Annotated in this window: 2 protein-coding genes; both read right to left on the reverse strand. The window is 60.8% G+C overall.

The genetic code is table 11. The annotated features are described in order from the left end of the window. The coding region (locus A2I95_RS39185) for an iron chelate uptake ABC transporter family permease subunit (protein ID WP_291737759.1) at nt 1-701 on the reverse strand (701 nt) is incomplete at its 3' end. Continuing rightward, nucleotides 701-1,284: metal ABC transporter permease (locus A2I95_RS39190; protein ID WP_291737760.1), on the reverse strand; the 584-nt coding region annotated here is incomplete at its 5' end. The genes A2I95_RS39185 and A2I95_RS39190, both read right to left, overlap by 1 nt.

Raw genomic sequence — 1,284 nt, forward strand, 5'->3', positions numbered from 1 at the left:
ATTGAGAACATACAAACCACGACAGCAACCCACAGCATGGTGCTGAACTTGCGCACCACCAGAAATGCGATTGCCCCCGGCGCAATCAGCAACCCGATGGCCAGGATCAGCCCCGCCGCCGACAGAGTTGCGACGATGGTCAGCGACAGCGCCGCCAGCAGCCCGTAATGCAGCACCGTCACCGGCAGGCCGGAGGCTTGCGCCTGCGCCGGGTCAAAGCTGTGCAGCAGCAGGTCTTTCCATTTCAGCACCAGCGCCGCACCAACGCCCAGCGAAATGATCGCGGCGGTCAACAGCTCATGCCCCTCCACCCCCAGCATGTTGCCGAACAGGATGTGATCCAGATGGGCGTTGGTCTCCACCGAGACATACAGCACGATGCCAAGGCCGAACATGCCAGAGAACACCACTCCCATCACGGTGTCCTGCTTGACCCGGCTGTTGCCGGCCAGAAAGCCGGTGGCAACCGCGCAGAGCATCCCAGCGGCAAAGGCACCAAGGATCAGCGGCAAGCCCACGATATAGGCCAGCACGATGCCGGGCAGCACTGCATGACTGACCGCATCGCCCATCAGTGCCCAGCCCTTCATCACCAGAAAGCAGGAAAGCAAGGCAGTGGGCACAGAAACGATGAGCGAGATCAGAAAGGCGTTCTGCATGAACGCAAACTGAAACGGCATCAGCAAAATATCGAGATCCATCATGCAGCCCCTTCTTGTGCGGCAGGGCCGCGCTTCAGTGCCTCTCGCGCCTTGCGTTTGGCGGCCAGCAGCCCGTGTTTCGGAGCGAAGACAAAGACCGCCAGGAAAATCAGCGTCTGCAGTGTCACGATGATGCCGCCGGTGGCACCGTCCAGGAAGTAGCTGGCATAGGCGCCAAAGAAGCTGGTGAGGGCGCCGATCAGCACCGACACCATGATCAGCCGCGGGAAGCGGTCGCACAGCAGGTACGCCGTCGCGCCGGGCGTCACCACCATGGCGATCACCAGAAAGGCACCGACGGTTTGCATTGCCGCGACCACCGATGCTGACAGCAAAACAAAGAACACTGCCTTCAGCAGCCCCGGACGCAAGCCAATGGTGCGGGCGTGGTTTTCGTCAAAGAAGGTGACCATCAAGTCCTTCCACTTGGCCAGCAGTACGGCCAGCGAGACAAAACCGATGATCGCCAGCTGCAGCGTGTCCTCCGGCGTGATCGCCAGGATATTGCCCATGGTGATGGTCTGGACTGAGACCGACATCGGGCTGATCGAGACGATGAACAGGCCAAGCCCGAAGAAGGAGG

It is taken from the genome of Leisingera sp. F5, assembly GCF_001593695.1.